The organism is Streptomyces sp. SCA2-17, assembly GCF_044336695.1.
Genome location: NZ_CP117521.1, coordinates 6,586,652 through 6,609,108 on the forward strand (window position 1 = coordinate 6,586,652; position 22,457 = coordinate 6,609,108).

Genomic DNA, 22,457 nt, shown 5'->3' on the forward strand with positions numbered 1-22,457 from the left:
GCGTCGGTTATTCCTCTATCCCTCGGTCGGTTGGCCTGTCAGTTCTTGATGGAGTTGCTCTGCCCTGCACAGCGACGCGCCTGCGGGCTGACCGCTGCTGGATTCGGCTCGGGTCGTAGTGCGAGCCTGCGCCGCCCTGGGTGTCGAGCCTGGCGGCCAACGCTCGGATGGTGCGCGTCTCGTAGACGAGGTGCGCGGGCAGCGGACCCGGGAGCCTCTCGGACGCCCGGGCGGCGGCGGTCAGGATGGACAGCGAGTTCGCCCCGAGCTCGAAAAGATCCGCCTCGACGTCCACCCCCTCTAGCGCCAGCACATCCCGCCACACGTCCAGCAGAACGGTCTCGGTCGCCGTCACCGCTCCGTCGTGAGCGCTGTGCATTGCGGCTGCCAACATGCTGAGTTTGTTGACGTCGGTCTTTCCCTGTGCAGTCACGGGCATGATGTCCACCGAGAGCACACGTGCGGGCACGAGATATTCCGGCACCTTATCAGCCACGAACTGACGGAGCGTCTGGCTGTTGAGTCCGGCGGGCTCGACGGCCGCGCAGAGCAGTGAACCCGTAGCTGTCTTGACGTCGAAGGCGACCGCCCGGCGTACGTCCGGGTGCTGCCGCAGCACGCTCTCCACGTCACTCGGCTCCACCCGGAAGCCGCGGATCTTCAGCTGCAAGTCGAGTCTGCCCAGGTAGTCGAAGTCACCTGAAGGCAGTAGACGGGATCCGTCGCCCGTGCGGTAGCCGCGGCCGCCAAGTTCCTCGGGCAGCCGGATGAAGCGTGCGGCGGTCTGTGCCTCGTCGCCGGCGTAGCCGTCGGCCAACCCGCTCCCAGTTACGACGAGTTCACCGGGCATCCCGGGGGCGACCACGTGCAGGCCCTCTGCGAGCACCACCGCGCCGGTGCCGTCGCGCGGCGGTCCGATCGGCAGCCTGCGCTCGTAGCCGTCAGCTGGGTCGTAGCGGTAGCAGCAGGAGTAGACGCTGTTCTCCGTCGGCCCATAGCCGTCCACCAGCCTCGTGTCCGGGACGAAGGCAGCGGCTTGAATGAAGAGTTGGGCCGGGACGGCCTCGCCACCGACCACGATCTGCCGCATGCGGCCCAGGCCGGGCAGCTCCGCGGCGACCATCTGGGCGAACAGCGGCGTGGCGAAGAACCCCGACCTGATGTCATCTCGTTCGAGCGCCTGGCAGAGAGCCTGCGGGGTGGAGAGATCCTCGGAGGTGGGAACGACGACGGTGCCGCCGTTTGCCAGCGCGCCCCAGACCTCCCACGCGGCCGGGTCGAAGGAGGAATTCGTTACGAGCATGATGCGATCGTGCTCGTCCAGCGGGAGCGTGGAGTTCCCGATCACCAGGCGGCAGACGGCGGACTGCGGTACGCGCACCAGCTTGGCAGGCCCAGTGCTGCCCGAGGTGGGCATGACGTACGCGGGGGCCGTGCCAGAGTCCTCCTCCCGCCGGAAGTCGCCGAGCGCGGGACGGGCGTCCGGGCCCTGTGGCGCGACCTCGTCGACGAGGATGGCCAGGCAGCCGTCGAGGTCGAGGCCACGTGCCACCCCGATGGATGTGATGCACTGCCGTACACCGTTGTTGCGTACCAGCGCGGGCAGCCGGGTCGCTGCGTGTTCCGGGGTCAGCGGCAGGTACGCGTAGCCGGTCAGCAGACAGGCCAGGAAGGCGGCCACAAGGTCCGGACTCTTCGGGAGCACCACGGCTATCGCCGGCTCCGACGGGGTGGGCCGCAACACGGCCGCGAGTTCGTGTGCCCGCTGCCACAGCTGCTCGTACGTGAGCACCGTCCCGTCGAACTCGACCGCCGGTCGGTGCGGTTGCCGCACCACATGGGCGGCGACCGCCGCAGTCAGGCTGGTCGGAGCCGCTTCGTCCTGTGGAGCCGAGAAGCCGTGCACCGCCGTGTCGATCAGCACACGTTCGGCCCCGGTGAGGTAGGGCAGGCTGCCGACGGGCGCGTCCGGACGGCGGAGCGCCGACCGGACGAACCCGGACAGGGCCTCGGTGAAGGTCGCGACGGCGTGCTCCAGGCGACCTCCGGCGTCCCCGACTACCGTCACCTCCCAGCCGGGTACCGACCCCGGGCGCCGGCGGACGAAGACGGTGAGGTCGTAGATGGCGTTCACCGGGTACGTCCGCGGGTAGGCGCTGAGGCGGAGCCGATCCACAGTCAGCGCGGGCTCCGGAGTCAGCTCCTCCACCACGACGACAGCGGGCGCTCCCGGCTGGCCCGAGTCCGGGAGGACGCGCAGGATCTCCTCATAGGAGAGACGGGCGTGCTCCAGGGCCTCCCCGGCCGTCGCCGTCACCTGCGCCAGGTGCTCGCGGAACGTCGACCGGCCCTGAAGGGCCGGCGACACCTCGTCGTAGACGGGCAGCAGAGTGACGTACATGCCGATCGCGTCGACCGCGCCGACCTCCTCGCGCCGGGAGCGCGCCAGGCAGACCGCGTTACGGGCGACTCCCGACCGCAGCCGGGACACGGCCTTGACCGCTGCCAGCAGCACGGTGACGGGTGTGGCGCCGGTCGTGCGCGTCAGGTCGCGCAAGCCGGCCAGCTCCTCGCCGGCGAGCATGAAGGAGCGCTGCTCCAGCCGCCGGGGGCGGGCCACGGTGACGTCCTCGTCGAACAGCTCGGGCAGGACGGAGCGGGAGAGGTCGGCGGCTACCGCCCGGGTGCTCCAGTACTCCTCCAGCGCCGTACGGTCCGTACCGGAGCTGACCAGCCCGGCCCGGTGCGCCGCGGGCCCCGGTACCTCGCCCTCGGGAAGGAGCCCGTCGTAGGCGCGGGCCAGATCGGCCTGGAGGATGACTGCGGACTCCCCGTCGAAGACGCTGTGGTCTGCGGCGACAAGGAGGACGGCACACCCGTCGGATATCAGCAGCTCCGCGGCCCAGCACTCCGAGGTCACGTCGAAGCGGTGGGCGCCGAGCTCCTCGAAGCGCCGGTGCACCGCCTCCCGGCCCTCCACCGCGCGCACCGAGAACCGTCCGGCCGGCGCCTCGCCGACCCGCTGCGCGACCCGGCCGGTCTCGTCCGGGGCGAAGGTGGTCCGCAGGGACGGGTGGCGCCGCACCACGACCGAGAACGCCTTCTCCAGGGCCGAGGCGTCGACCGGCCCCTCGATCTCCACGCCGGACAGCACGGTGGTCGAGGCCGAGGAGGGGTTCAGCTCCCGCCAGGCCCACACACCCGCCTGCTCCTGGGTGGCCGGATGGCCGCCCAGGAGGCTGCGTCCTGGCGTCGGGTCCGCCCACGTCTCCACAGGCTCCGCCAGCAGGGCCCGGATCGTCCCGCACCTGAGGATCGCGCCGCCGGTGACCTGGATGCCCAGACCCCTCAGCTGCACGGCGAGCCGCACCGCGTCGCTGGAGGCACCCCCGAGCAGCCGGAAGTCGTCCTCGACGCCGACCGTGTCCACGTTGAGCTGCGTGGCGTATACGGCGGCCAGTTGCTCCTCCAGCGGCGTCTCGGGGGGCAGGTACGGCAGTCCGGCGGGACGGGCGCCCACCTGCGAGGTGAGCGCGGCGAGGTCGACCTTGCCGTTCGCGGTCAGGGGCCAGGCCGACACGACCAGGATCCGGCCGGGCGTCAGATGACGCGGGAGGCGCTGCGCGGCGAAATCGATCAGCTCGGCTTCGCTGACGGACTCCGGCGCCTCCGCGGCGCAGACGAGGCGCGGCTTTCCGTCGGGCCCCTCCGTGGTGAAGGCCACGGCCCGGCGCACCAACAGATGTGCTGTCATGGCCAGTTCCACATCGGACAGTTCGACCCGGAATCCGTCGATCTTGACCTGCTGGTCCCGGCGGCCGACGAACTCCAGCACCCCCTGTTCCAGCAGTTTGGCGTAGTCGCCGGTCCGGTAGCCGCGGGTGCCGGACTCGATGGTGAAGCCGCCCTGTTCCTCCCCCAGGTAGCCGCGGGCCACCGCGGCACCCGACACCACGATCTCGCCGACCTCCCCGTCCGGCACTTCGGCACCGTCGTCGCCGAGCAGCCGGACGATCGTGCCGACGACCGGGCGGCCTATGGGAACGCGCCGGTACGGGTCCTCGCGGCCGACCAGGTGGAGCGTCGCGGTCACGGTCGTCTCGGTGGGCCCGTAGCCGTTGACGATCCGCAGTCCTGGCCGTGCGTCGAGCAGGTTCGCCAGCAGCGACTGGGGGATCGGCTCGACCCCCACCAGCAGCCGTTCCAGCGTTGCCGCCGCCCCCTCCCGCTTCGCCTCCGCGACCAGTCCGGCCAGCAGCGCTGGCGCCACGTAGGCGCTGTTCACCCGCTCGCGGACCAGGAAGTCCCACAGCTCGCGGGGATCGAGGACGGCCTCCTTCGGCGGAACGACGAGGGTGCCTCCGTAGACCAGGGTCGAGAAGACCTCCCACATGGACACGTCGAAGCTAAGCGGCGCCAGCAGAGCACCCCGGAATCCTTCGGCGCAGGGGGCGAGCTCGTGCAGCGATGACAGCATGTTGAGCAGGCTGTCCGCTCCGACGAGCACCCCCTTCGGCCGGCCCGTGGACCCGGAAGTGAACATGGCGTAGGCGAGCCCGGTCTCCGGTCGCCGCCCAGGGAGGCCGGACGCCTCGCGGTGGGAGCCGGCACTGGACTCACGGGCGGCTTGCGGGCAGGGCACCAGTACGTCCCGGTCGGCGTCGACGAGCACCGGGCCGTCGAGGTCCTGGAGCATCTGCTCGCGCCGGTGGTCCGGCAGCGAGGGGTCGATCCGGCAGAAGGCGGCGCCGCTCGCCAGCACGCCAATCATGGCGACCACGGTGGTGCCCTGCTGGTCGCCGAGAACGCCCACCAGGTCGCCGGGACGGACCCCGGCGGCGGTCAGCCGCCCGGCCAGCGCCGTCGCGTCGCGTTTGAGATCACCGTAGGTCCAAGTCCGGGCAGGTGTGACCAGCGCCTCCACGGACGGACGGGTCCGGGCCTGGTGGAGGAACGCCTCGAAGAGGCCCCGCCGCTCGGTCAACGTGCTCACTGTGACTCCTTTGCGATCTGCTTGCCCTCGCCGCCGACCGCGGAGGTCAGCCGTGCTGCCAGGCGTGCACGGGTGGACGGCGCGGGGCGGGCGGCGGCCGTGGGGACCATTCCGCTGGCGCCCTCGGCGGCGAACGTCTCGAGATAGCGCGTCATGTCGTCGAGCAACGACACGATGGTCGCCTCCCGGTACAGCTGACGGTCATAGAGCACCCGAATCCGCAGCTCGCCCGCAGCGGTCCGGAACTCGACAGCCAGCGGAAACTTCGCGGTCCCGGGAAGCCCGACCTCCAGCGGCTCCAGCACCGCGTCGGCGGACTCCCCGTCGAACATGGTCGCGATCACGTTGAAGGCGCGGGACCGGGCCCGGGGGCCGCGCTGCACCAGCGGCAGCACGTCGAGGAAGGGGATGTCGGCATTGCCCATCGACTCAAGGAGCCGGTTTCGTACCCCAGCGAGGTTCTCACCGAAGGAGAGCCCGTGGTCCGGCCGCTGCTCCCCCAGCCGGAGCAGCACCGGATCCACGAGCAGTCCCACGATGTTTTCGTGGCTCGGGAGCGGACGCTTGGAGACGTTGGTGGCGATCACCACCTCGTCCGTCCGGCACCAGCGGGCGAGCGAGCTGGAAAAGGCGGAGAGGGCGGCCGCGAACAGCGTCGCGCCTTCGACCGCGAGGGTCTCCTGAAGGCCGATCAGGACAGCCCGGCGAATCGAGCGCGAGACCAGGCCGACGCCGTCGTTCGGGTCGGCCCCGCTGTCCGACGGGGGAAGCGTGGGCGTCGCGTCGGCCAGGTTTCGGCGCCAGAACTCCAGCTGCTCGGTGTGCCCGGCTCCGGACCGGAACGAACGCTCCCAGGCGACGAAGTCGGTGTAGTCGCCGGCCGGCCGGCTGTTCGGCATTCCGGTGAGCCGCGCGGAGAGCGAGGCCGCGATGAGGTCGGTGGACCAGCCGTCGACGGAGATGTGGTGGCAGACGAAGACCACCTTCCACCGCTCCGGCCCCTGCCACAGGAGTACCCGGGTCGAGTTCGCGGCGAGGTCGAAGGGCCGCGAGATGAACTCCTCCAGCAGCGCATCCGCCGGGTCGTCCTCAAGCCGTCCGGGGAACACCTCGACCGGGACCTCGGAGACCGCGGTCGGCGTGCGCCGCGCGACGCCCCCACGGTCGGTCCGGAAGACCGAGCGCAGCGACGCGTGCTCGTCGAGCACCGTGTCGACGGCGGCCCGTAACTCCTGCTCGGAGACCTCCTGGTTCACGGCCCAGCCGAAGGGGACGTTGTAGGAGTCGATGTCCCCGCCCAGCTGGCTCTCGTAGAACAGCCGCTCCTGCATGGTTGAGAGGGCATCGCCCAAGTCGTCGGTGGAGCGGGGCCCCACCGGAGCGGGCGCGATCGCCGGACCGGCCAGCAGTTCACTCGCCTGCCGGGGAGTCCGGCAGGCCATCAGCCGCGCGAGCGGGACGTCCGAGCGGAGCAACGGACGCACCCGGGCAGCGAACCGCATCATCTGCAGGGAGTCGATCCCGAGGGCGAGGAAGGCCTCGTCCGCCGAGACCTCACTGTGGCCGGTGACCACCCGTAGGGCGGCGAGGGTGGCGTCGAGCGCATCGGTGTACTGCGCACCGCCGACACCATCGGCCACGCTGTCGGCCACCGCCAGCAGGTCCCGGCGGATTGTCCGCAGGCGGGTCTCGACCGGCTCGGTCGCCGGGGCCACGATCGGGGCCCTGGTGCACAGCGAGGCCCTCAACAGCAGTGCGCCCTCCTCCTTGCTGAGCCCGCGCTCGCTCTCTTTGCCGTCGTGTGACCAGCCGTCCCACTGGATCGAGAACCACGGGCGCCCCGTCCGCCGAGTCTGCATCTGGGCCAGGGCGTCGAGGAAGGCGTTGGCGCTGGCGTACGGGCCGAAGGCGCGGGCCCCGATGACGGTGGAGAGCGAGGAGTACATGGCAACGAAGTCGTAGTCGACGTCCGCGAGTTCCAGGGAAAGGAAGCGCGCGCCGTCGACCTTGGCCCGGACGGTGGCCAGTGCGGACTCCTCCGTCACCGCGGACAGCTCGGGGAACATGTCCCGGTCGGTGTCCCCGGCCAAGTGGAAGATGCCGTCGATCCGGCCCGTGCTGGCAGCGACCTCCTTGATGAGGCGCTGGAGGTCAGACCGATGCGCGCAGTCGACCGTGGCCCACTCAAGGGCCGAGCCGGACTCGCGGATCCTGCGCTCGGCCTCCCGCACGGCCGGTGCCTTGGCCGCCTGCGCACTGCGGCCGGCCAGCACGACACGCGCGCAGGTCTGTTCACAGATCGCCTCGGCGAGATTGATCCCAAGGTTCCCCGTCCCGCCCAGCACCAGGTAGGTACCACCCCAGCGCAGCATGCTCGGGCTGACGGCGGGAGCGGATCGGTACACCCGCCGGTAAGACGTGGTGCCGCGAAGCGCCCGGTCCGCGTGCCGGCCGGCCGCGAGGTGAAACAGGATCCAGTCGGCCTCCGCCGCGGCCTCGGCGTCCGCGTCCCGGCCCGGGCCCGTCGGGTTGTGCGGCTCCAGGTCGATGACGGAAGAACGCAGACCGACGACCTCGTGGGGCGCACAGGTGCTCACCCCGATCAGGCCGGAGGCGTGCAGGTGGGGAAGCTCCCCGGGGAGGACGGCGAAGCCGCCCCGGGAGACCAGTACGAGGTCGGAGGTGCTCTCGGTGAGCGCTCCCGCCGGGCCGAGCAGGGTGTTCCGGAGCCACGCCGACAGGTCGAAGTCCTCCAGGTCGGTCGCCGCGGCCAGCCGCGGCTCGTCCGTGACGACCACGACGGCGCTTCCGGACGTCTTCCGCTCGGCGGCGCCGATCGCCGCGAACCGGTCACGCAGCGCCCGGGCGAGCACTCCCTCGCCGATCACCCGCACCTCGGCCGGCACTCGGAGGCCGTCACGGAGAGGAGCCGGGTCCGGCACCCAGACGGGGTGCTCCAGTACACAGCGCCCGTACAGCGTTGAGGGGACCGGGTCAGCGTCGGTGCTGTGCACCCAGTGGGAACGCCGGTCGAAGGGATAGGCAGGCAGGACGGTGATCGAGCCCTGCTCCGCGCGGTTCACCGCGTCCCAGTTGACGTCGTGGCCGACGACCCACAGGGCCGCGAGCTCCGTGAGCAGCCCCACCGTGCAGCCGTCGGGATGCGCCATGGCGGCGGCCAGGTCGAGGATCACCCCCTTCTCGGAGGCCGACGGGCTCGTGTCGTCCCCGGAGCCGCCCGGTGTGACGAGGATGTGCTCCAGGCCGGTCTTGCCCCTCAGAAGGGGCAGCAGCGGGTCGTGCACCTGGCCTGTGAACGACGCGATCCGAACTCCGAAGGACCTCAGCAGCTCGACGAGGACGAGATGGTAGCTAACCCGCGCCGCGGCGCGGGCCCGTTTGTCCTCCTCCTCGCCTCGCAGCGCGCGGGCCAGGACGTCGGCGCCGATTCCCGCCCTGCGGGCCGTCGACTCCCAGATGGGGCGTGCCGCTGGATAGCGGCTCAGTAGTTCCTCGAACCCCTGGCATGGCTGCGTGTCGAGGGTCGCGAGGGCGACGCCGACCCCATCAGCGCCGGACCGCCTATCCACGCGGGGACCGGCGACCCGCCGTGTGCCCGCGGGCCCGCCCTGGACGACCACGCTCCGGTAGCCGTGGCGGCGCCGGCCCAGGGCGAGCGTGTGCAGGAGGTCGAGGTCGATGCCGTGCCGATCGACGTGGCCGAGGACACGCTCCTCCACGGCCGTCAGCGCCGATGGTTGCGGCGCCGAGAGGGGGAGAGCCACTGGTCCACGTGCAGGCGCGGCCTCGGACCGGTAGCCGGGCGGTGGCTGCTCGACGATTACGTGGGCGTTGGTCCCGCCGACCCCGAAGGAGCTGACACCAGCTCGGCGGACGGGCCCGTGCCACTGCTCAGCCTGCGTCGGGAAAGTGAACGGCGAGGTCTGTGCCGGGAAGTCAGGAAGGGGCGCCCGGAAGTTCCGGAGCGGGGGCACGAAGCCTCGCTCGACGCACAACACGACCTTGATCAGGCCGACCACGCCGGCGGCGCGGTCCAGGTGGCCGAAGTTGGCTTTGAGGGAGCCGACGGCGCAGAACTGGGCCGCGCTGGTCAGAGCGCCGAACGCGTCCTGCGCGGCGGCCAGTTCGATAGCGTCGCCCAGCCTGGTCCCGGTGCCGTGCGTCTCCAGGTAGCCGATGCTTTCGGCGGGTACCCCAGCGCGGGAGATGGCGGAGGTCAGGACGTCCGCCTGCCCTCGCTGGTTGGGCGCCAGGAAGCTCGACTTCTCGGAGCCGTCGTTGTTGACCGCGGTGCCGCGGATGACGGCGTGGATCACCCGCCGTTGTTCGAGCGCGTCCTCAAGCCGTTGCAGGACGACCACACCCGCCCCACTGCCGGGGACGGCGCCGTCTGCGGCGGCGTCGAAAGGCCGGCAGACGCCGTTGGGGGAGGCGATCATCCCCTCCTCGAAGACGTAGCCGTCCTCCAAGCCGAGGTTGACGGTTACGCCGCCCGCGAGAGCGACGTCGATGTTGCCGGAGAGCAGGCTCTCGACCGCGAGGTGGACGGCAACGAGCGAGGAGGAGCAACCGGTTTGGACGTTGATCGCCTCGCCCTGGAGGTTCAGCAGATAGCTGACCCGGGTGGCCAGGAAGTCGGGCTCATTGCTCGTCAGCACCTGGTACCGGGCGGCCTCCGAACTGAACGGCGGCACCTGGTAGCTGCTGGGCGCCGCCGCTGCGTAGACACCTGTGAGCAGATCGGGGTCGGGTACCACCCCGGACCGGTCGAGCGCGTCCCAGCACAGTTCCAGGAAGACCCGGTGCTGCGGGTCGAGGATCTCCGCCTCTGCGGGGCTCAGCCCGAACGCCGCGGCGTCGAAGAGGTCGACGTCGGCCAGCAGGCCGGCGGTGGTGACCCGGGACGCTTCGACGTCGGACGGGCCCCAGGTGGTGGTCGCGTCCGCCCCCTCCTCGACAACGGCCCGGAACGACTCCAGATCCGGTGCTTCGGGGGCTCTCACCGCCATGCCGACAATGGCTATGCAGTTTTCCAGGGCAGCGCTCGGGCTGGAGAAGGCGTGTTCCATGGTGTCATCCTCGATCGTCACTTCGGCCACCCCAGGCGCTTCAGGCAGGACGTCAGAACATCTGCGAAGACAGCCACGTTGTCCGAGCTGAGCATGCTGTAGTGGTTCCCGGGGGACTCGGCCAGCTGGACGGGTACGTCCAGGGAGGCCGCCCACCCCAGGTCCGTGGGGGCGTCGCCCCACCCGGTCTCGTGCTGCGCCCTGATCTGGAGTACGGGCAGGCGCAGCTGGGGCGGCGTCCAAGGCGCGCGCAACGCCGTCAGGTGCCAGGAGTAGGCGTCCAGGAAGGGTTGCAGGTCGTCCTTGGTCAGCGACGGCAGCTGGTACCGGGCCCGCAGCACGCGTAGGACCGCCGCCCAGGTCTCCTCGCTGGAGGAGGTGGACTCCAGTTCGCGCTCCTCCAGCGGCGAGAACTCGAACAGGCCCGCCAGCTCGCCGACGAACGTGCGTTCGCTGGAAGCCAGCACGTCGGGTGAGGCCGAGTCGATCAGAACAACACAGGCCACCACCCGCCCGGCGGCTTCCAGCAGTGCCGCGAGCTCCACCGCGACGGCCCCGCCGAAGGACCAGCCGGCCAGCACGACGTTGTCGAACTTGTGGGCCAGCAGCTCGGCCGCGTACGCTGCCGACAGGCGCCCCACCGAGCATAGTCCGGTCCCCACCGGCCCGGCGTTCTCGAAGGCCACCAAGGAGTAGTCGCCGTCAAGATGGGCGGGGAGCCGTCGGAACGCGGTAGCCATCCCGCTCGCGGGATGCACGAACACCAGCGCCGACGAACCGCTCTCGCGCAGCGTCAGGAGATTGCCCTCGCCCACGTCGGCGGTCACGACGGCGAAACCGTGAGGTCGAGGAGGCCTGCCATGGACCTGACCGTGGGTTCGCGGACGGCGGCCTTGAGCGTGAGCCGGTCATGGCCCTGCGCACGGAGCACGTTCACCACGCGAGCCAGCGCAAGCGAGTGCCCGCCGATGGTGAAGAAGTCGGCCTTGGGGCTGGGCCATTCGCATTCCAGCAGTTTCCGCCAGACGCCGGCCACCACGCGCTCCGCCGGCGTGTAGGCCTCGTCGGGGTCGATCCAGCCGGTCTGCTTCATGGCGGTCAGCAGCCGCTGCTCGTCGAGCTTTCCGGTGGGCGTGTGCGGGAACGTGGGGACGCACGTGACAGTCGGTGTAAGAGCGGCCGGGAGCTCCCGGCGCAGGTGCGCGGTCATGTCCTCCGCGGATACCGGCCCGGTGTGGAAGAGGTGGAGCGCGGGCCCGCCACGGTCGCTCACCACGACCCTGGCCCGGGTCCCGTCGAGCTTCTCGGCAACCGCCTCGATCTGCTGGGGGTCGATCCGCCACCCGCGGATCTTGACCTGCCGGTCCTTGCGCCCGCGCAGGTGGAGACGGCGGTGCGACAGGACACCGAGATCGCCCGTCCGGTAGGCCGGGATGTCCCGGCCGTCCACGGCGACGGTCCCGAACGGCGACACCTGGCCGTCCTTCAGATAGCCGGCGGCGACTCCGGGGCCCGCCAGCCACACCTCGCCGGGGAAGCCCTCGGGCAGCGGTCCATCCCAGCGGTCAACCACGAGCAGCCGCGCTCCGGCTACCGGTGCCCCGGCGTCGATCGGACAGCCCGGCAGTAGCCGGCCCGCCGTCGCGGTTGCGGTAGTCTCCGTCGGTCCGTACAGGTTCCACACCTCGACGTCCGGGAACTCCTCGACGGTCCGAGCGAGGAGCTGAGGCGACACCGCCTCACCGCCCAGCAGCAGCCGGACCGGCCGGGCCCCTGGCTGCGCCAGAAGCTCGTTGAGTCCGGCAAGGTGCGTGTGGCGTCGGGTGTCGCGGATGGTGGTCAGCCCGTCGGGGTCGCTGTCGCGGTGCGCGGTGATGTCCATGATCCGGGCGGCGAAGTCGCGGACGACGCTGCGGGAGGTGAAGCCGCTGAGAGTGATCATCCCGGAGTCGCGTAAGTGCTCCTGGACGACCTCTTCGGCCCGCGGCGACTCGATGTCGACGAAGTGGGCCGCGAACGGCTGGGCCTCACGCATCGGCGTGCTCCTCTCATCGAAGGGAATGCGGACAGAGTCGGCGGCAGCGACGGGCCGGGTACAGCGACGGATTGTCGACTCGGACAATTCGCTTACCGGGATGGCAGGTTGCCGGGCGCGTGCTATGTTCCGCACGCCCCAAGGACCGGCGATGCCCCGCGAAGGACAGCAGCGATGACCTACACGCCCCCGACCTGGCCCGTCTCCGTCAAAGCCGTCGCACTCGACATCCATCAGCGCGTACTTCTGCTGAAGAACGAGAGGCAGGAGTGGGAGCTGCCCGGGGGCCGTCTCGAGCACGACGACGACAGTCCGGAGACGACGGTCGAGCGGGAGCTGCTGGAGGAGACCGGCTGGGAGGTGAAGACCGGACCGCTCATCGACGGTGGCGTGTGGATCTACGAGCCGATCCCCGGCCGGCGCGTCCTGATCGTGACCTACGGCTGCACTGTGCTTACCCCGGACCGGACGCCGGTCGTCAGCCACGAGCACAAGGAGATCGCCCTGTTCACGGCCGACGAGGTGCCGGGGCTGAACATGCCCGACGGGTACAAGCGCGCGATTGCCGCCTGGTACGGACAGCGACACCGCTGACCGGCCGGCAACACGATGCTTCCGGCGTCCCGTCCTGCCGCCCGCCATGTGGTGTGGCACTGGGCGACCCCGCAGGCCGAGGCCGTCCTCGCCACCCGCGACCTCGGCGTCATCCTGCGCTTCCACCGGGCCGTGCACCGGCTCAACCAGACCGAACTCGGCGAGATCCTGGGCTACGACAAGACGTACGTCTCGGCCCTGGAACTGGGCAAACGCTCGTTGGACGATGTCGGCTCCCGACGCCGCGTCGCGGAATGCCTCGGCCTCCCGCCGCACATCCTCGGGGTGACGGACGTCGCGGACACCGACCACCGGGCGATGTTGCAGTTCGGCGAGTCCACCGTCCGGCTCGCCGAGATCGCCCGCCAGTCCGGCCACGCCTCCGAAGCCGTCGCCGAACTGTGGCCCCTCGTCGCGCGCCTCGAAGCCCGGGTCGAGGACGGCCACAGCGAACGCGACGTCGTACGGCTCCTCGCCCACGCCCGCCTCGGCCTCGGCGTCGCCCTCGGCAACGTGCTCCCCGAAGAGCGCCTGGCCACCGCAGCCCGATGGACCGCCCGCAGCCTCGAAGCCGCCCGCCACCTTGGCCACGACTCCGGCCTGCTCTCCGGCATCCTGCGCATGCACGGCAACGAACTGCGCAAGGCCCGCCTGACCGGAGCAGCCGTCGAGCGCCTGCGCCACGCCGCCGCCATCGCACCCACGCTCGACGACCGGGCCGCCGTCCTGCCGCTCCTGGCCCGCGCAGCGGGTGCCCTCAGTGACCAGGAGCTGTTCGACTCGGTGATGCGCGAGACTGGCCGGCTTCTCGACACCGCGGCGCACACCTCGCTGTTCAACCCATACGCCCTGCACGAGATCCGCCTGCGCGGCCTCCTCGCGACGGGCCGCGCACCGGCGGCCATAAGGCTCGCGGAGGACCGACCAGCACGCTCGTCGACCGTAGCGCCGCAGTGGAGGGTGATCGAGCTGATCACCGTCGCCCAAGTCCGTCTGCTCGGCGGCGACGGCACGGGGGCGGCCGAGGCCCTGGACGTGGCGGTGGGCGAAGCGGTGGTGCAGCGGCTGCCGCATCAGTTGCAGCGCATCATGCGCGCCACCAGCCAGCGGCTGCCGGACATCCGGGCCGCGGTCGGCGAGGCGCTGGACCGGATGCGACAGGAGATGGCCGCGTAGCAGCGGGGCTGCAGGCGCGGTCATTGGGTCTGCCCGGGGCCGAGGTCGGGGACGGGCACTACGCGGGCGAGGTCCCAGTAGACCTCGAAGTCGTCAGCGGGCCAGTCCGCCGTGTCCCCGTGAGCCTGCCGGAAGCGGGCGCCAATGGGGGACTCGGCGGGGATCTCGTACTTCTCCTGGACGCGGGGGGCGGGTCCAGACATGGCGGTACCAGGAAACACGGGCATGGGGAGGCTCCTGGACGAGCGGTGAAGGTAGCGGCCGGCAGCGGCGGCCCGCCGCTTCATCCGTCGGGGGACGACGAGCCGCCGCGCACTGATCACCGGATGAGCGCGAACGTGATGCGCATCACCTTGGCTCAGGCAGCATGCCGACTTTCTCGACCAGTTGGCAACCTTGCTAGCTCAACTCGCCAAAGAAATACGCTTGTTCTATTGCCTTGAACCCCCGACTGGCTTCATGCTGCCCCCGTACCGTCAACATGGACGCCCAACTGCAAGGCAAAGAAACCCTGTTGCCCGGCCAACCGCCCCCGCAGGGTCAGCGCAACACCCCATCGCGACCTCGCCAGCGCACAGGAAGGCAAATCGGGAGAATGCCGACAGTGCTACCAGTCCCCACCCTACGAAGGCGCCGCCTCGGCGAAGCCCTGCGCCGCTTCCGCAAGGAAGCCGGTATGAGCGGTGACCAGGTCACCGAGATCATGGGCTGGGACCGCAGCAAGCTCTCGAAGATCGAGAACGCCAAGGCACACATCAAGCCCACTGAGGCATCCAAGCTGCTCGGCATCTACGGCGTGGACTCGCCGGACATCCTCATGGCCATCGACGCCCTGGCCAGAGACGCCAGCAAGAGAGGCTGGTGGCAGACCTACGGCGATGTCGTCGCCGCCAACTACAAGGACTACCTGTCACTGGAGTCGGACGCCGACAGCACGCGCATCTACTCCCCGAACCTGATCCCCGGCCTGCTCCAGACCGGCGCGTACGCCAGAGAGATCATCGCCGCCACCGCCTTCAACCGCACGCCGGACGAGGTGAACGCGCTCGCGGAGGTCCGCAAGGCGCGCCAAGCGGTACTGACCGCGCGCAACGGCAGGTCACCACTCAGTTTCTGGGCCGTCATTCACGAAGCCGTGCTGCACCAGCGCTTCGCATCCGAGCCGATGCTCATGCGGGAACAGCTCCGGCACCTGCTGGACATGGCCGGTCTGCCGAACGTCACCATTCAGATCATGCCGATGTCGATGGCCCCCAACCCCGGGATGATGGGCCTCTTCGAGATCGTACGGTTCCCGCACCCCTGGCCCACCGTAATCAATCTCGAAAACATGCAAGGAGGCTCCTTCGTGGAAGGGACCGACGACGTGGCGGACTTCGAGACGGCCTTCGATCGCATCCTCGCCACCGCACTTCCCGTAGATGACTCACGGGAGACCATTAAGAAGATCATGGAGAAGGACGGCTAAACATGAATCGCAAGGAAGACCTGTACGCCATCGACCTGACCGGCGCCACGTGGCGTAAGTCGTCACGCAGCAACGGCGGTAACCAGTGCGTTGAGATCACCGACCTCCCCGGGCTCGGCCTCGCCGTCCGAGACTCCAAGGACCCGAACCAGGGCGACCTGCGCTACCACACCCAAGAGTGGGCAAAGTTCTGCGCCAGTATCATCAACGGCGCGCTGTAGGGCCCTGAGCAATACCATCGCCATGTGCCGAACGCTCCCCTCCCCAGGGGATTGACACTGTTGGCGAATCCAGCAGGGACAGTGCTGCTGGGGTGTCGCGCTCGTGCTCATCAGGCATCAGTAGATCCGCGCACCCTTCTTTCAGTGAGTGACGTGTCCGTGACGATCGGTCATGGAAGGATCTTTGGGAATCGGCAGGGAATCGACCGGTAGGGGGAGCAGCATGGCTGAGCAGTTCACACCCAACTCAAAGGGTCCGGCCCCGGCCAAGTGGACGCCAACCCCGGCGACAGAGGTGAAGCCCGAGGGTGCGCCCAGTCTGGAACCGATCTACGTGGACGGGGTGCCTGTCCTGTCCCTCGGCGAAGGACGCGCCGTCCCCGAAGGCATCGACGTCGTGGACGCCGAAGGCCGCGTGGTGGCCCGCTACACCGCGGAGGTCAGGCGCATTCGCCTCGACAACGACGACGCCGTCGTTCTCTTCACCGGGGCTGAGGTCTTCGCATGGGTAGGGAAGGATTAGCCAGGACGGCCCGCTGACTGATCGGCTGCGGGGAGTGATGGCGGTCTTCGAGGATTGCTCTCGGAGACCGCCGTCGTGTTTGTTGTGTGCGGGGGGGCGGGGTGTCGATGTGGCGGGCGAGCCTGGGGAAGTTCCGCCGGAGACGGTGCGGGTAGCGCGGGCCGCGTTCCGTAGATAGGCACCGACGGGATGGACTTCCTGCACTCCGTGACCAGCCCGCAGACCCCGACCCTCCTTCGCTTGCTGCCCGCTGTCCAGACCCTTCGGGCGATGTGGGTCCAGGAGTACGTCGCCATGGAGCGCCAGGTCCACCGCCGCGGCATCAAGGACCGTCCACCGGGAGCGAAGCGCCTGGGGTCCCCGGTCATCGCGAATGTGCTCGGCTACCGCGACAAGACCGGCGGATACCGGCCATTATCTGGCTGACAGCCAGCTTCGTTCTGCCGCGGAACCGGGAGATTGTGAACTCCGTATCGGAAGCTGGTGGGGACTTCTACCTGGCTGTGGCCAGCTTGCTTCACGGAGGGCACATGCCGCAGGACATCGAGTTCCACCTGCCCTTCCCGAGCTCCCTCAGCCCGGATCTGCAGGGCGCGCGGCAGCGCAATCTGGCGTGGGTGCGGCGTATGGGCCTTGTCGGGGAGGGCCGCTCGCTGGAGTGGTACGCGTCGTGGGACATGCCGCTCCTGGCCGCCTACGGCTTTCCCCACGCTCAAGGTCCGGGACTGGACTTGTGCGCGGACGCGATGGCGTTCTTCTTCGTCTTCGATGATCAGTTTGACGGTCCTCTCGGTCAGGACCCCGCCCGCGCCGCGGCTGTGTGCCAGCAACTGATCAACATCGTGGACGGCGCTGCCCCCGCCTCGGGGGCGGATGCGTGCTCGGTGGCGTTTGCCGACCTTTGGACGCGTAGCTGCGATGGCGCGCACCCGGGCTGGGTGGCGCGTACAGCGCACGAGTGGGAGTACTACTTCGCTGCCCAGGCCCACGAGGCCATAGGACGGCTTCGTGGCACCCCCGGCGACATGGAGACCTACCTCCAGGTCCGCCGCGGCATAGCTGGTACCGCCCTCACCATCTCCCTCGCAGAGCGCGCCGCCGGCATCAACATCCCCGCCGCCGCCTTCCACAGCCCCCAGCTGCGTGTCATGCGTGACATCGCAGTCGATGTCCCCATGATGTGCAACGACGTGTACTCCCTGGAGAAGGAAGAAGCACGCGGCGACATGGACAACCTCGTCCTCGTCATCGAACACGCCCAGCACCGTACCCGCGATGACGCGATCACGGCCGCCCGCCGAGAAATCGACGGGCGCGTCGAGCGGTTCCAGGAACTTTCCCTCCAGGTCCCGGCCATGTGCCTACAGCTCGGTCTCACCGACCTGGAGCGAACCGCCGTGGCTACGTATGTCGAGGTCATGGGGGCCTGGATGAGCGGTTACCACGCCTGGCAGACTCAGACCCGCCGCTACACCAGCGCCCTTCAGGTCATCCCCAGCACCGGGCCCGGCTACTTCGACAAAGTCCTGGGGGCGTAGGCCGGGTCCTGGCCGGGCCTGGAGGAGACGACGGTGGCTGCGGCTCCCGGCGGCCCGGCGGCGAACGGATCAGACAGCGCCTGGAAAACGCAGGGCGACTGCTACGGCTGCGCGGCCGCGGCCAGAGGCGAGACCCGGGTACGGGCGCGTGGTGTGCCAGTGAGCCACGCGTCGATGCGCCGCAGGTTCATCGCCGAGGCGGTGAGCTGATGCTGGAGACTGGTCTTGGTCAGCCCTCGGTAGCGCGACTGCCTGAGGCCGAACACCCGCACGCCCTGGGAGATGGTTCCCTCGACGCCGGCGCGGCAGGAGTACTGCTGTTTCCACTGCGGAGTGTTCTCGCGCTGCCGGGCTTCGCAGAGAACGGCGTGTTCTTCCCTGGGCTGAAGAGTGATCTTGCGGCCGGCCTTCTGGGTGCCGCGTGTGCACTTCTCTCTCGACGGGCAGGCGCGGCAGTCGCTGTAGGCGAATTTCACGCGGATGACCGGGGTGCCTTTCGGTGAAAGGTCATCAAGCCAGCTGCGGGCCGCCTTCCCCTCCGGGCAGGTGATGGTCTTCTTCTCCCAGTCGGTGTGGAAGTCATCCTGCGTGTAGCCGGTGCCTTCCCTCGCTTGCCAGCTGGTGGACCCCAGGACGGGCCCCAGCAGGTTGATGCCGTGCATTTCGCGGGCGGTAACGACTGCGCGCGCCGTTGCGTACCCGGCGTCGACGAGATGGGTCCCCGGCAGCCGGCCTTGCGCGGCGAGGGCGTCGTGGATCGGCCTCACCATGGAGAAGTCCTGAACGGTGGAGCCCGTCGTGGTGACATGCGTGATCAGGTTGGGCGTGTCCGGCTCGCACGTCTCGGTCAGGTGGACCTTGTACCCGTCCCAGAACGTTCCGCGTTTGGTGCTGGCTCGGGCGTCCGTATCGTAGGGGGTGACCAGGCATGCGGCTGCACGAGGGCGGTCCTTCTTCTCCCGCCGGCGCACCTGGCCGTCGACGACGACGTACTGCTGGATCCACATCACACGCAGCGTCTCAACGGCCGGTAGCCGACGCAGCGCGGGGGGAGCGTCAGTGGCGTAGACGGCGGTGAGCAGCCTCATCCCGTCCGCGCCCACCTCCTCCGTCATCTCTTGTTGCTTCGTGGCTCCCTGGGGCAGGCGGCTGTCCTCGCACCGCGTCGCGTACCGCTCGGACCACGCGTGCGGGGCGTGGGAGAACAGCCACCGTGGGTCGGTCGTGGCGATGGTGTTCAGCGCGGCGCGCAGGGTCTCTGCGAGCCGGACCAGGCCGTTGATCTTCCGCGTCGCCGCGAGGACGATCGTGGAGTCCGTTCGCATGCGGCCCCGGTGCTTGACCATGCCCCGCTCCTGAACCGTGTCGAGGATCCGGTTGAGAAGGCGGAGGCCCACGTCACCGGCAACCAGCCGGTTCCGGAACTCACTGAGGACCGAGTGATCGAATCCCGGGTCGGTCAGCTCAAGCCCGAGCAGGTACTTCCAGTCGAGGCGTCCTCGCACCGCGTTCGCGGCCTGGCGGTCCGAGAGCCCCTCGACGAACTGCAGCAGGGATACCAGCGCGAGCTGGGCCGGAGACCACGCCGGCTTCCCCCTCGATGGATAGAGCTCTGCGAACTCCTCGTCATCGAACAGGACCCCCAGCTCGTCACGGATGCGCATCGGCAGGCTTCCCTTGGGGAACGCGGCCCGCGCCACCCGAGCCGTTTCTACCGGAACCTCGAGCCTCCCACTCCTGACGTGCAGCGATACCGGCACCTTCCCCACAACACGACGTCGGCTTCGAAGATCCTCAACGGATCGCCGAAGCCGACGTAACGCCCGCGGTCGGATTAGCCAACAGTGTCGGGGATTTGGGGAGGGGAGCGTCCCTTGCGTCCGGACCACGGCAGTGTAGGCATTCGGCCTCCCGCAACGGCAATACACCGCTACGATCCCGCGCATGCCGATCGTCCGTCGCGCGATACCCGACGACGCTCCCGAACTCGTCCGGCTCCGCCGCGTCATGCTCGACGCCAACCACGACGAGCCCACCCCGGACGGAGAATGGCTGAAGCGGTGTGAGAACGCGCTGATCTCCATGCTGGAGACTCCCCGCTTCGCCATGTTCGTCCTCGACGCCCCCGACACACCCGGCAGACTCGCCTCATGCGCGGGCGCCGGCCTCTCCCCACGACTTCCTGGCCACGCCTCGCTCGCCCTGTGGCATGGCGAGATCCACCAGGTCGCCACCGACCCCGCGTACCGCCGTCGCGGCTACGCCCGCCGTGTCACCCGGGCCGCCCGCGACTGGCTCGCCGCCCAGGGCTGTTCCTCGGCCGCTCTCACCGCCACCGAGTCCGGCATCGGCCTATACGAGGAGCTGGGGTTCCGGCCGACCCCCTACCAGCGCATGGTCTGGCGACCAGCACGATGAGCCCGCCGGACCGTCGAGCCCCGTCACCCCGACCGGTACATCCTCGGAGAACACCGGACGACGGCGCACCCAGTGCGACTACCGTACGGGCGATGACGACTCAGCAGCCCGCCGACGGCTTCTATCTCCGCAACGCTGCCTCCGGCCTCGTCGTCCGCGACGGCCACGTGCTGATGGTCCGCGGCACCTGGCCTGACCCGAACGCCGAGAACTACTGGCTCCCCGGCGGCGGACAGCAGCCCGGCGAGACCCTGGCCGCCTGCGCCGAGCGCGAAGTCCTCGAAGAAACCGGCGTCCGCGTCACAGCAGGCCAGATGCTCCTGTTGCGCGAGCACATCGCCGGAAACCACCCGGACAGCAACATCCCGGCGGAGACCGGTCATCACCGTGTCGAGGCCGTCTTCTGGTGCGAGATCCTGCACGAACCCGACACCCTCGGTGGCACCCAGCACGACGCCCTCCAGACCGGCATCGAATGGGTCCCGCTCGAAAAGGTCGCCAGCCTGTCGATGATCCCCCCGTTCCTCCAGGCCCTGCTCCCCGGGCTCGCCGCCCAGGCAGCCGCTGGCACTGCGCACGCGTTCTACGCCGGAGACGTCGAGTGAGGCCCGAGCTGTCCGAGCAGCCCCAGCCGGCGCCATTCGGAACCGAGGACACCCGGCTCGTCATCCTCCGAGGGAACTCCGGTTCGGGGAAAACCTCGGTCGCCACCGAGCTGCGCGAGCGCTACGGCCGGGGCATCGCCCTGGTCGGTCAGGACAACCTCCGCCGCGTGATCTTGCGCGAGCGAGACACCCCCGACGGCGCGAACATCGGCCTCATCAACGTGACGGCGCGCTACGCCCTCGACCACGGCTTCCACGTCGTCCTCGAAGGCATCCTGTACGCCGCCCACTACGGCCCGATGATTGACGCGCTGGTCCGTGACCACCGGGGCCACACCCATCTGTATTACTTCGACATCCCGTTCGAAGAGACCCTGCGCCGTCACGCGTCCAAGCCGCAGGCCAGCGAATACGGCGAGAAGGAGATGCGGGACTGGTACCGGCCCGGAGACCTGCTGCCGGGCAGTCTTGAGACCGTGGTCCCCTCGTCCAGCTCGCTGACCGAGACGGCGAACCGGGTGATGCTTGAGTCCGGGCTAACCGCGGACAGCACCCGCCGGGAAGCCGCGGCGCTCCTCGACGAGTACGGCTCCGGCACTTGGAACCCCGCCGACGTCGAACGGGCCTTCGCCGAGGACCTGGCACGCCGTGGCCTTTCGGGGCCCCAGCTGCGGGCCAGCCTGCGTGAGGCGCCTGCCGGCCGCCTGACCGACCTGATCACCCGGGCTACCCCTGTGTTCGAACAGACCCGGACGGACAACACGGCTGAGAAGCTGCGCCTGGCCTTGCGACCGCTCCTCGACGAACTCGCCCCGCCGCCGTGACCGCCCGGTCGGCCGCCTACCACGTGCCGGTCGGTCGACGGCGGCGGAGGCTGAAGCGGTGGCTGCTCCGTTCTCCGTCCACCGGATCGACGCGCGCGGCGGGCGTCGCGTAACCGCTCGCCAAGGCGGCGTCGAACAGCCGCTCGGTCGCGCCTTCCGTGATGCCGACCTGGTGGAGTTCATGCGGAGGGTCGGCGTACAAGACCCCGAGCTGTTGCTGGACGACCCCGAGACGGTGGAATGGCTCACCGACCCGGCACACCAGTGGACGCTGTCCGCATTGGGGTAAGAGCGGACTCGGCCAGCGGCCGGTGTAACAGATCACGGTCGCTTGACGTTCCGCGCTGTGAAAGAGGTCGGCTGTTGTGTCAATCCCGCCAGCGAATCGGCGCGGAGGAATGGGTGACGACTGCTACTGCTCCCCTCTCACGGGCAGCGGGCCGGGCTTTCTAGCAGGAACCGCTGTTCCCGTCAAAGCCCGCCCCGGCTTCACAGGCTCCGGTGATGAAGGTGGAGACGAAGGCAGCGCCTCCCGCACCTCCTATCCCGCCGGCCGAACCGCCCCAGGACCTCTCTCACACCTGGGTCGTCGCCGCTGAGATCCAGGTGGAACCGCGCATCGCGAGCATCGCCGACTTCCGAGGCTCCTTCAAAGCGACTGCCGGCCAGCGCGTCGACGCCCTTGAGGTGTACTGCAAGGGCTGCCGACGCCCGTACGACGAGGTCAAGGGTGAGGACTGCGCAGAAAAGGTGGACAACAGGCACCTGATCGGCGGGGACCAGTCGACGCGCAAGAAGCGCAAGATCCCGCCGCCCCCGATGGGCACCAAGATCATCCCTGGTGAGAAAATCCGGCGGCGCGGCATCAGCGCCTACATGGCCGGAGTCAGCCGGCCCCGCTGACTGCGCACGTCCTCTCCCAGCCGCCCCTGGCCACCTTCCCAACCAGCGCGCGACACTAACGCCACGCTG

17 protein-coding genes and 1 pseudogene are annotated in these 22,457 nt (G+C 69.6%); 12 read left to right on the top strand and 6 right to left on the bottom strand.

What is annotated here, in order from left to right:
* Positions 1-7: 7 nt before the first annotated feature.
* Genes PS271_RS29330 through PS271_RS29345 form a run of 4 tightly spaced genes read right to left on the bottom strand, consistent with a single transcriptional unit; the run spans position 8 to position 12,118 of the window.
* Positions 8-4,993 carry a non-ribosomal peptide synthetase gene (locus tag PS271_RS29330; RefSeq protein WP_398386051.1) on the bottom strand — a complete coding sequence of 1,662 codons (4,986 nt, stop codon included), beginning with the start codon at positions 4,991-4,993 and terminating at the stop codon, positions 8-10.
* The gene (locus PS271_RS29335) at positions 4,990-10,104 is read right to left on the bottom strand and encodes an SDR family NAD(P)-dependent oxidoreductase (protein ID WP_398386053.1); all 5,115 of its coding nucleotides are present in this window, start codon (positions 10,102-10,104) and stop codon (positions 4,990-4,992) included. Before PS271_RS29335 ends, PS271_RS29330 begins: the two co-directional genes overlap by 4 nt.
* Entirely contained in the window at positions 10,101-10,910 is an 810-nt protein-coding gene (locus tag PS271_RS29340) for a thioesterase domain-containing protein (protein WP_398386055.1), read from the bottom strand. Before PS271_RS29340 ends, PS271_RS29335 begins: the two co-directional genes overlap by 4 nt.
* The gene (locus PS271_RS29345) at positions 10,907-12,118 is read right to left on the bottom strand and encodes an AMP-binding protein (RefSeq protein WP_398386056.1); all 1,212 of its coding nucleotides are present in this window, start codon (positions 12,116-12,118) and stop codon (positions 10,907-10,909) included. The genes PS271_RS29340 and PS271_RS29345 overlap by 4 nt, the downstream gene beginning before the upstream one ends.
* A gap of 174 nt (positions 12,119-12,292) precedes the next feature.
* Here PS271_RS29345 and PS271_RS29350 point away from each other — a divergent pair, with 174 nt between their 5' ends.
* On the top strand, positions 12,293-12,712 hold the full coding sequence (locus tag PS271_RS29350; protein ID WP_398386058.1) for an NUDIX hydrolase: 420 nt from the start codon (positions 12,293-12,295) through the stop codon (positions 12,710-12,712).
* Between the two features lie 15 nt (positions 12,713-12,727).
* Positions 12,728-13,888 (top strand): helix-turn-helix domain-containing protein, encoded by a 1,161-nt coding sequence (locus PS271_RS29355; protein WP_398386059.1) that lies wholly within the window; start codon positions 12,728-12,730, stop codon positions 13,886-13,888.
* Between the two features lie 20 nt (positions 13,889-13,908).
* Here PS271_RS29355 and PS271_RS29360 read toward each other — a convergent pair whose 3' ends face one another.
* On the bottom strand, positions 13,909-14,091 hold the full coding sequence (locus PS271_RS29360) for a hypothetical protein (protein WP_398386061.1): 183 nt from the start codon (positions 14,089-14,091) through the stop codon (positions 13,909-13,911).
* Between the two features lie 392 nt (positions 14,092-14,483).
* On the opposite strand from PS271_RS29360, the gene PS271_RS29365 reads away from it, so the two are divergent.
* From PS271_RS29365 to PS271_RS29385, 5 genes are all read left to right on the top strand, one after another.
* A complete protein-coding gene (locus PS271_RS29365; protein WP_398387108.1) occupies positions 14,484-15,356 on the top strand; it encodes a helix-turn-helix domain-containing protein in 873 nt (290 codons plus the stop codon).
* A gap of 2 nt (positions 15,357-15,358) precedes the next feature.
* Positions 15,359-15,577 carry a DUF397 domain-containing protein gene (locus tag PS271_RS29370; protein ID WP_398386063.1) on the top strand — a complete coding sequence of 73 codons (219 nt, stop codon included), beginning with the start codon at positions 15,359-15,361 and terminating at the stop codon, positions 15,575-15,577.
* 223 nt (positions 15,578-15,800) lie between these two features.
* Complete coding sequence (locus tag PS271_RS29375; RefSeq protein WP_398386064.1) at positions 15,801-16,100, top strand: hypothetical protein; 300 nt, start codon at positions 15,801-15,803, stop codon at positions 16,098-16,100.
* A 240-nt stretch (positions 16,101-16,340) separates the two neighbouring features.
* The gene (locus PS271_RS29380; RefSeq protein ID WP_398386065.1) at positions 16,341-16,526 is read left to right on the top strand and encodes a hypothetical protein; all 186 of its coding nucleotides are present in this window, start codon (positions 16,341-16,343) and stop codon (positions 16,524-16,526) included.
* Positions 16,527-16,630: 104 nt separating this feature from the next.
* Positions 16,631-17,638 carry a terpene synthase family protein gene (locus PS271_RS29385; RefSeq protein ID WP_398386067.1) on the top strand — a complete coding sequence of 336 codons (1,008 nt, stop codon included), beginning with the start codon at positions 16,631-16,633 and terminating at the stop codon, positions 17,636-17,638.
* Positions 17,639-17,739: 101 nt separating this feature from the next.
* On the opposite strand, the gene PS271_RS29390 is transcribed toward PS271_RS29385, so the two are convergent.
* A complete protein-coding gene (locus tag PS271_RS29390; protein WP_398387110.1) occupies positions 17,740-19,386 on the bottom strand; it encodes an IS1182 family transposase in 1,647 nt (548 codons plus the stop codon).
* A 196-nt stretch (positions 19,387-19,582) separates the two neighbouring features.
* On the opposite strand from PS271_RS29390, the gene PS271_RS29395 reads away from it, so the two are divergent.
* The 5 genes and pseudogenes from PS271_RS29395 (at position 19,583) to PS271_RS29415 (ending at position 22,388) form a co-directional block, all read left to right on the top strand.
* A complete protein-coding gene (locus tag PS271_RS29395; protein WP_398386069.1) occupies positions 19,583-20,056 on the top strand; it encodes a GNAT family N-acetyltransferase in 474 nt (157 codons plus the stop codon).
* 92 nt (positions 20,057-20,148) lie between these two features.
* Positions 20,149-20,661, top strand: coding sequence for an NUDIX domain-containing protein (locus PS271_RS29400; protein ID WP_398386071.1), 513 nt, complete (start codon positions 20,149-20,151; stop codon positions 20,659-20,661).
* 8 nt (positions 20,662-20,669) lie between these two features.
* Positions 20,670-21,200: pseudogene (locus PS271_RS29405) on the top strand (kinase); the annotation flags it as partial.
* Between the two features lie 343 nt (positions 21,201-21,543).
* Positions 21,544-21,774, top strand: a complete 231-nt coding sequence (locus tag PS271_RS29410; RefSeq protein ID WP_398386073.1) for a hypothetical protein — start codon at positions 21,544-21,546, stop codon at positions 21,772-21,774.
* 215 nt (positions 21,775-21,989) lie between these two features.
* Positions 21,990-22,388 (top strand): hypothetical protein, encoded by a 399-nt coding sequence (locus PS271_RS29415; protein WP_398386075.1) that lies wholly within the window; start codon positions 21,990-21,992, stop codon positions 22,386-22,388.
* Positions 22,389-22,457: the final 69 nt, after the last annotated feature.

Coding starts and splice junctions, on each gene's coding strand:
- PS271_RS29360 (WP_398386061.1), bottom strand. CDS start 14,091: ATGTCTGGACCCGCCCCCCGCGTCCAGGAGAAGTACGAGATCCCCGCC.
- PS271_RS29400 (WP_398386071.1), top strand. CDS start 20,149: ATGACGACTCAGCAGCCCGCCGACGGCTTCTATCTCCGCAACGCTGCC.
- PS271_RS29345 (WP_398386056.1), bottom strand. CDS start 12,118: ATGCGTGAGGCCCAGCCGTTCGCGGCCCACTTCGTCGACATCGAGTCG.
- PS271_RS29365 (WP_398387108.1), top strand. CDS start 14,484: ATGCCGACAGTGCTACCAGTCCCCACCCTACGAAGGCGCCGCCTCGGC.
- PS271_RS29350 (WP_398386058.1), top strand. CDS start 12,293: ATGACCTACACGCCCCCGACCTGGCCCGTCTCCGTCAAAGCCGTCGCA.
- PS271_RS29395 (WP_398386069.1), top strand. CDS start 19,583: ATGCCGATCGTCCGTCGCGCGATACCCGACGACGCTCCCGAACTCGTC.
- PS271_RS29385 (WP_398386067.1), top strand. CDS start 16,631: ATGCCGCAGGACATCGAGTTCCACCTGCCCTTCCCGAGCTCCCTCAGC.
- PS271_RS29415 (WP_398386075.1), top strand. CDS start 21,990: ATGAAGGTGGAGACGAAGGCAGCGCCTCCCGCACCTCCTATCCCGCCG.
- PS271_RS29355 (WP_398386059.1), top strand. CDS start 12,728: ATGCTTCCGGCGTCCCGTCCTGCCGCCCGCCATGTGGTGTGGCACTGG.
- PS271_RS29370 (WP_398386063.1), top strand. CDS start 15,359: ATGAATCGCAAGGAAGACCTGTACGCCATCGACCTGACCGGCGCCACG.
- PS271_RS29375 (WP_398386064.1), top strand. CDS start 15,801: ATGGCTGAGCAGTTCACACCCAACTCAAAGGGTCCGGCCCCGGCCAAG.